Consider the following 7478-nt stretch of genomic DNA (forward strand, 5'->3'; position numbering starts at 1 on the left):
TGGCCGCTGCCGCCGGTGGCCAGCCGGGCGGTGGAGGCGCTGCCCGGCGCGGAGGTCCGGCGGATCGCCACCGCGGCGGCCGGGACGCTGCGCGAGGCGTCCACCCACGGCGTGGCGGGCCGGGCGGTGGGCCAGCGGGCCCTGCGGGACGCGCTGCTCGACCACGTCGCGGTGGTGGTGACCCCGGACGACCCGCCGGGCGCGCCGGTGGAGGTGCCGCAGCGGCTGGTGCAGGGGCTGGTCCGGATGGGCTTCCTCGGCGCCGGCGACGTTCAGGTGCGCATCGCCGGCCGTTGGGTCGGGCTCGTCGGACCGTACGGAGCGGCCTGGTCGCGGAAGGTCGCGGACCTCGCCCTGACGCCCACCAGGGGTCATCCGAACGGATGACCCCGGTTCGTTCTTCCGGTTTGGGGCAGCCGTTGGGGGGATGCCTCATCCCGGCTGTCCGGGTACCGTCCATCCTCGGATCCAACGCACCGTAGGCGACTGGATCCGCTGGGGAGTGAGGTGCGCGAGCGATGCCGTGGTGGTCATGGCGCCCAGGTCCCGCCAGTGGCGGCGATCCGGAAACTCGAAGCGGGATCACAGTGGATGACACCGTCCGGGTCGGGCCACCGACCCCCCGTCAGCCGGCGGACGACGCGGCGGCCGCCGAGCGGCCCGTGATCGCCGACATGCCGGCAACCGTCGCCCCGGTCACCCTCGGCCGGGTCTGCGACGCGCTCGACCTGCTCGACGTCCGCTACCTGGCGGACGGCGACGGCAACCTGCTGGCCATGTGGGAGCGGCACGCCGTGCTGGTCACCCTGGAGGGCCCCGAGGACGAGATCCTGGTGATGCGGGCCCGGCCGCACGCGACGGTCCCGCCGGACTGGGCCGACCGCGCCTACCGGGTGGTCAACGAGTGGAACCACACCCGGCGGTTCTGCAAGGCGTACATCGGCGACCCGACCGAGCGCGGCCAGCTGCCGATCTACGCCGAGTTGCAGGTCCCGCTCGGGGCGGGCACCCACGATGCGCTGCTGGTCGAGATGCTCGACTGCGGTGCGGCGGTGGCCACCACCTTCGTGGACTGGCTGCACGACGAGGGCGCCCTGCTCTGACGGGCGCCGCCGCGGCCGGGGCGCGGCGCGTCAGCCCTCGGCCGCCGGGTCCTCCATCACGTTCACCATGAAGTATGCGGCCCGCTCCAGGTAGTCCCAGAGCGCGGCGGCGAGCTGCGGCGGCAGGTCCAGCCGGTCCACCGCCCGGCGCATGTGGCGCAGCCAGGCGTCCCGCTCGACCGCGCCGATCCGGAACGGCGCGTGCCGCATCCGCAGCCGCGGGTGACCGCGCTGCTCGGAGTAGGTGTGCGGGCCACCCCAGTACTGGATGAGGAAGAGGGTCAGCCGGTCCGCCGCGGGGCCCAGGTCCTCCTCCGGGTACATGGGGCGCAGCAGCGGGTCGGTGGCGACGCCGGCGTAGAACTCGTCCACCAGCTTGCGGAAGGCGGGTTCGCCGCCGATCGCCTCGAAGAGGGTGATCGACTCGCCAGGGGAAGTCACGTCACCCATCCTGCCAGGTGCCGCCCGGCGGCGGCTCGCGCCCACCGCCGGAGCGGGAGTCAGGTCACCGCGTGCCGGCGGCTGCGCTCGCCGGCGCGGTCGCCAACCGGCGTCCCCCGGGCCGGGGTGTGGGTGCCGCGCCCCGCCGTGGCGGCCGTCGCGGCGGATTCCGCCCGGGCGACCTCGACGGCCGCCTCGATCGTCCCCGGATGGGGCCAGGTGAGCACCGCGAGGAGCATCAGCAGCACGCCGGCGGCGCTCCACACCCCGACCACCGAGGGGATGGTGAACCGTTCGGCGAGAGCCCCCGTGGCCAGCACGGCGGCGCCCTGGATGATCTGGGTCCCGCTGGCCATCACGCCGAACGCGCGGGCCCGGTAGCCGTCCGGCAGCGCCTGGACGAAGAGGCCGTTGGCGACCGGGATGAGCCCGGCCACCGCGAAGCCGCACGCGGCCGCGAGGAGCGCCACCACGACGGGCGGCGGGTCGAGCACCGCCGGGACGAGCACCGCCGGGGCGATCACCGCCAGCGGGCGCATCAGGGCCAGCCGGCGGGCCGGGGCGACGAACCGCCCGACCATCAGCCCGCCGAGGATGTAGCCGACCGGGTTGGCGGCCATGATGACCGCCTGGGCGGTGCCGGTGTCCATGCCGTCCCCGCTCCGCTCGGCGGCCCAGGCCGCGGCGAGCCCCTCGGGGACGATCGAGAAGACCATCGCGCTGAAGACCAGCACGGCGATGGCGCGCAGCACCGGGCGGCCGAAGACGAGCCGGAACCCCTCTGCGGTCTCCCGCAGCAGGTGGCTGCGGTGCGCCTGGGTCATGGCGGGCGGCCGGTTCCGCAGGCCGAAGCGGACCAGCGCCGCGGAGAGGCCGAAGGTGGCCGCGTTGATCAGCAGCGCGGCGGCCGGGTTGACCACGGCGACCGCCGCGCCGAGCAGGTAGCCGAGGACCTGGGCGGCCTGCCCGGTGCTCGCGGAGACGGACAGGCCGACCACCAGCCGGTCGCCGGCCAGGATCTGCGGCATCAGCGCGGAACGGGCGGCCTGGCTCGGCGGGTTGGCCAGCGTGGTCGCGAAGATCAGGGCGAGGATCGCCCAGGGCGGCATCCCGGGTAGGGCGACCAGCACCATCAGGGCCATCCGCACCAGGTCGCAGGCCACCATGACCTGCCGGTACCGGTACCGCTCCGCGAGCGCGGAGAGCAGCGGACCGCCGACCAGCCAGGGCAGGTAGCTGGCCGCGAACGCGGCGGCCGAGAGCGCCACCGAGTCGGTCTGCCGGTAGACCAGGACGGTGACCGCGGCCTTCGCGACGTAGTCACCGATCCAGGACAGAGCGCTTGCCGTGAAGAGGACGCGGAACTCCGCGAGGCTGAACAGATCGCGGAAGGTGGCCGGGCCCTCCTGGGCGGGTCGCTCGTCGGACACCGTCGCCTCCATCGTTCCCGGGTCGACCACTCGTGATGGCCTGACCTGGGAACCGTCGTCAGATCTACGGATCAGCGAGGACACGAGCACGCTCCTTTGGGGAGCGTGTTCACCGGATTCTGCCCGATCGTCTGACAACTGGCTAGGGTGAACGGATTGATCGTCGCATCTCCGACTGAACGAACGGACGATACCCGAGGGGCCGCGCGGTGCGCGACCCCGGAAAACCGTCCGGCCCGTCCGGCCGACCGGGGACCCGCGTCAGGTGGCCCCGCCGGTGCCCGTCTCGCCCGGGGCCGCGGCGCGGGGCGGCAGCCCCGGATACAGCCGGGCCGCTGCGATCCGCGCGGTGATGCCCGAGTTCTCCAGCGCCTCGGCGAGCCGCCGGCGCAACTCGCGGCCGACCGCGAACTGCCCGTCGGCGGTCGTCTTGACCACGGTACGGATCACCGCCCCGTCGACCGTCATCTGCTCGACGCCGAGCACCTCCGGCTCCTCGACGATCTGCGGCGACAGTTCCGGGTCCAGCGCGACCGAGGCGGCCGCCGTACGCAGCACCGCGCTGGCCTCCTCGGTGCCGGCGAAACCGATCGGCAGGTCGACCACGACCAGCGCCCAGCCCTGGCTCTTGTTGCCGACCCGGATGATCTCGCCGTTGCGGATGTACCAGAGCACGCCCCGGCCGTCCCGGACCGTGGTGACCCGCAGGCCCACCGCCTCCACCACGCCGGTCGCCTCGCCCAGGTCGACGGTGTCGCCGACGCCGTACTGGTCCTCGATCAGCATGAACAGGCCGGCGATCAGGTCCTTGACCAGGCTCTGCGCGCCGAAGCCGAGGGCCACGCCGGCGATGCCCGCGCTGGCCAGCAGCGGGGCCAGGTCGAAGCTGAACTCCTTGAGCACCATGAGCAGCGCGATGCCGAAGATGAACGCCGTGACCATGCTGCGCAGCACCGAGCCGATGGCCTCGGCGCGCTGGCGCCGCCGCTCGGGCACGAACTGCTCCGGGTCGAGCGTGGCGCTGGGGATCCGCTCGCGCAGCGGGCGGAGCATGGTGGGCATGGCGCCCTCGGTGGTGGTCCGGACCAGCCGGTTGATGGTGCGGTGCAGCGCCCAGCGGGCGGCCACGGCGAGCAGCAGGATCAGCACGATCCGCAGGGGCTTCAGGACGATCCAGTAGCTGCCCTCGGCGAACCAGGCCGAGTTGGTGATCTCGTAGACGTTCTTGCACCAGGCGTCGGTGCGGCAGTCGACGGACGGGGACGGGCTCGGCTCGGCGGCGGACAGGGCGTGGAGCAGCAGGTTGGCGGGACTCACCCTGTCTTCGTACCGCAACGTCGCTGGGCGTCGGCTGGCGACCCGCCCGCCTCCCGCCGCGGGGGCCCGACCGGCCGGGCCGGGCGGAACCGGTCATTCAGGTACGGGCGGAGACGTGCTGCACCTCCTGGGGCTCAACGCTGTTGCTCATCAAGGCGGCCCGCTTCGCAGGCCGCGAGCGGCCGAACCCTCCTAGCGCCTGTCGCTGGGTCTGCGTGAGCCGCGCCGCCAACTACAACTTCGGTCAGGATCCGTCATCGACGCTTCCTCAGAGCTCAGTGCGGATGACCGGATACGGAGAAGTTCCCGCTAGGCCGACGGGGACGGGGCCTCCGGTGGGCGGCCGGCGGCGCGCCGAGCGTCCGCGAGGGCGACGCCGAGCAGCACGAGGGCAGCGGCGATGGCGGCGAGCAGTGGCGGGGCGAAGGCCAGTGGCAGCGCCAGCAGGACCAGGGCGGCGATGCCGACGAACCGGCGTACGGCGAGCCGGTTGAAGACGACCCGTTCCAGCCGACTGCGGCCGAACAGGAAGACCGCCGGCCCGCCGAGGATCACTGCGAGCCAGGTAGGCCGGGAGTGCCCGGAGGGATGCGCCAGCACGATTTCCGAGCCAGCCGCGGCGGCGGTGATGCCGAGCACCATGAGCACGTGGGCCACGCCGACGGTCCCGCCGGCAGCCGCCCGGTTCGACGACATCTCGACGGCCTCGGCCAGCACCTGGCCAGCGCGATAGAAGTAGATCCACCACATCAGCACGGACGACAGGAACGTGATCACCAGGGCCGCCGTTGCGGCGAGCGAGGCGGGGTCCTGGGCGTAGGTCAGGCCGATGGACAGCACCGTCTCGCCGAGCGCGATCAGCAGCAGTTGCTGGTAGCGCTCGGGCAGGTGTCGGCTGCTGGTCATCGCCCACGCGCTGGTCGGTGTTCGGTGCCTGCCGGGTATCGGCCATCGGAGCCGCGCCACGACCATGTCCACGGTGATGGCGATCAACCACAGGGCGACCCGGACGTTGCCGCGCAGCAGCGCCCCGCTGAGCCAGATCACGCCGGAGACACCGGCCCAGATGGCGAGGCGGGTGTAGAGCCCGTGTACCTCCGCGTGCCCGCGTAAGAACGGCCGGAGCAGCAAAGGGCGTCCGACATGCAGCAACACGTACACCACGGCGAAGGAGGTGCCGCGTGCCTCGAACTCGTACCGGAGAGACGTCGCCATGATCAGCAGGCCGAACGCGCTGACCAGAACCAGCAGCTGAATCCAGCGGCTGCGGCAGTCGAACCGGCTGGTGATGTACGCGGTGGTCGTCCACAGCCAGAGCAGCGGCAGGGCCAGAACGACCGTGTAGAGCAGCGACAACCAGCGCACGCCCACGTCGTCGGAGAGAAGGTCCGGCACCATCCGTTCTACGACCCCGGTCAGGGCGAAAACCAACACCAGGTCGAAGAACAGCTCCACGAAGCTGGCCTGCCGGGCGTCCTCCTCGCGGCGCAGGATGCCCCCGGCCTGCGCCGGCTCCGATGATCGCCCCACCCGCTCATGGTCGCCGGACGATCGCCTTGCGCGCACCGCTTCCGCCCGTTTCATCGACCCCGGGGCGGCGGCAAACTCTTTTGCGAAAGCCAGGCGCGGATGACATTGCGCCGCCTCGTTTGTGCAGCCCTCCGGACAAGATCCAAGGGGCGCCCAACGAGGGCGAAGATCATCGAACACAGGTCCGGCACAACTGACAGCGACAAGCACCGTCGAACGCCGTCGGACGACGCAAGGGCTGGCCCAGCTCCCAGCGCTGACCCGTCCCGAGGAGGGTGATCCGCCGGCCCGATGCCAGATTCGTGCGTGCAATCCGGGGCGCGATCAGGGACTATTGGCGCAACGGACGTCGGTGATCCGGCCGGCGTCGGTGTCGTTCCCCGTTGCCCGCGGGGCGCGCCCGGCGCCATGGTGGCCGGAGCGGCTGGACCGGGAGGGTGAGCGCGATGCCTGACATACGACCCACGGCGGGCTCCGGTGCGCTCGTTCTCAACGCCACCTATGAGCCCCTGTGTGTCGTGTCGGTGCGTCGCGCCGCGATCCTCGTGCTCTCCGCCAAGGCCGTCTGCGTGGCCGACGGTGAAGGCATCCTGCACAGCGCGCGCAACGCGCTCCCGGTCCCCTCGGTGGTCCGGCTGACCCGCTTCGTCCGGGTTCCCTACCGCACCCACGTCGGGCTCTCCCGCCGGGCGATCTTCGCCCGGGACGGCTGGCGCTGCGCCTACTGCCGTGGTCCGGCGGAGACGATCGACCACGTCTTCCCGCGCAGCCGGGGCGGCCGGCACGCCTGGGAGAACGTGGTCGCCGCCTGCGCCCGCTGCAACCACACCAAGGGCGACAAGACGCCGGCCGAGCTGGGCTGGCGGCTGCACAACCTGCCGGCGGCCCCGAAGGGCACGGCCTGGCGGGTGCTCGGCCACCGCGCGCCGGACCCGCGCTGGGCCGACTGGCTGGACCTGCGCGGGCCGGAGACCGAGGCGGCCTGAGCGGCGCTCACTGCCGCGCCTTGACCAGCGAGGCGTAGATCACCAGGTTGTCCGCGTAGCCGGTCTCGCCGCCCACCCAGCGGCCGCCGCAGGTGATCAACCGTAGGTTCGGCCGGCTGAAGTCGCCGTAGACCTCCCGCACCGGCAGCCGCTCCTTGCCGTACCGCTCGATCGAGGTCACCTCGAAGACGGCCACCGAGCGGTCCTGCCGGGTCACCTCGATCCGGTCGCCGTCGTCGAGGTCCTTGAGGTCGTGGAAGACGGCCGGCCCGGTGGTGGTGTCGACGTGCCCCACCATGACCGCCGGGCCGTACTGGCCGGGGGTGGGGCCCTTGTCGTACCAGCCGACCTCACCGGCCCGGCCGATGTCGGGCACCGCGATGCTGCCGTCCGGGGCGATGCCCACCCCGTGCACCGGCGCCCGCAGGTCGATCTTGCTGATCGTCAGGTCGGTCGGCGGGCTGCCGGACAGCACGGGGAACTTCTTCGGCGGCGGGCGCAGCCCGGCGGTGAGCTGCTCCGGCAGCACGCTGATGCCGGTCACCCGCTCCACGCCGAGCATGGCCACGATCAGCGCCATCAGCGCCGCGACGACCAGCACCGGGGCGCCGGGGCCGCGCTGGGCGGCGTACCGCCAGCGGCCGGCGGCCGGGGCGGGCCGCGCCGGCACC

Annotated in this window: 7 protein-coding genes and 1 pseudogene; 3 read left to right on the forward strand and 5 right to left on the reverse strand. The window is 72.9% G+C overall.

The genetic code is table 11. The features are described from left to right. Together B0E53_RS31055 and B0E53_RS31060 are read left to right on the forward strand one after the other, a co-directional pair. Positions 1 to 387, forward strand: a pseudogene (locus tag B0E53_RS31055) (hypothetical protein); the annotation flags it as partial. 131 nt (positions 388 to 518) lie between these two features. Beyond that, on the forward strand, positions 519 to 1103 hold the full coding sequence (locus tag B0E53_RS31060; RefSeq protein WP_091319038.1) for a YbjN domain-containing protein: 585 nt from the start codon (positions 519 to 521) through the stop codon (positions 1101 to 1103). Positions 1104 to 1133: 30 nt separating this feature from the next. Here the strand turns inward: B0E53_RS31060 and B0E53_RS31065 are convergent, their stop codons facing one another. The 4 genes from B0E53_RS31065 to B0E53_RS31080 form a co-directional block, all read right to left on the reverse strand. Beyond that, a complete protein-coding gene (locus B0E53_RS31065; protein ID WP_246835685.1) occupies positions 1134 to 1544 on the reverse strand; it encodes a globin in 411 nt (136 codons plus the stop codon). 59 nt (positions 1545 to 1603) lie between these two features. Then, on the reverse strand, positions 1604 to 2986 hold the full coding sequence (locus tag B0E53_RS31070) for an MFS transporter (protein ID WP_107079239.1): 1383 nt from the start codon (positions 2984 to 2986) through the stop codon (positions 1604 to 1606). Between the two features lie 249 nt (positions 2987 to 3235). Next, on the reverse strand, positions 3236 to 4291 hold the full coding sequence (locus B0E53_RS31075; RefSeq protein WP_246835686.1) for a mechanosensitive ion channel family protein: 1056 nt from the start codon (positions 4289 to 4291) through the stop codon (positions 3236 to 3238). A 309-nt stretch (positions 4292 to 4600) separates the two neighbouring features. Further along, positions 4601 to 5821, reverse strand: a complete 1221-nt coding sequence (locus tag B0E53_RS31080) for a low temperature requirement protein A (protein WP_168215457.1) — start codon at positions 5819 to 5821, stop codon at positions 4601 to 4603. Positions 5822 to 6267: 446 nt separating this feature from the next. On the opposite strand from B0E53_RS31080, the gene B0E53_RS31085 reads away from it, so the two are divergent. Next, complete coding sequence (locus B0E53_RS31085; protein WP_107079242.1) at positions 6268 to 6807, forward strand: HNH endonuclease; 540 nt, start codon at positions 6268 to 6270, stop codon at positions 6805 to 6807. Positions 6808 to 6814: 7 nt separating this feature from the next. Here the strand turns inward: B0E53_RS31085 and B0E53_RS31090 are convergent. Then, on the reverse strand, positions 6815 to 7478 hold a 664-nt coding region (locus B0E53_RS31090), incomplete at its 5' end, for a class F sortase (protein WP_107079243.1).

It is taken from the genome of Micromonospora sp. MH33, assembly GCF_003013775.1.
GTDB lineage: Bacteria > Actinomycetota > Actinomycetes > Mycobacteriales > Micromonosporaceae > Micromonospora > Micromonospora fulviviridis.

Bases quoted from the DNA above. Each gene is read 5' to 3' on its own strand.
- B0E53_RS31060 (WP_091319038.1), top strand. From the start codon at position 519: ATGCCGTGGTGGTCATGGCGCCCAGGTCCCGCCAGTGGCGGCGATCCG.
- B0E53_RS31070 (WP_107079239.1), bottom strand. From the start codon at position 2,986: ATGGAGGCGACGGTGTCCGACGAGCGACCCGCCCAGGAGGGCCCGGCC.
- B0E53_RS31085 (WP_107079242.1), top strand. From the start codon at position 6,268: ATGCCTGACATACGACCCACGGCGGGCTCCGGTGCGCTCGTTCTCAAC.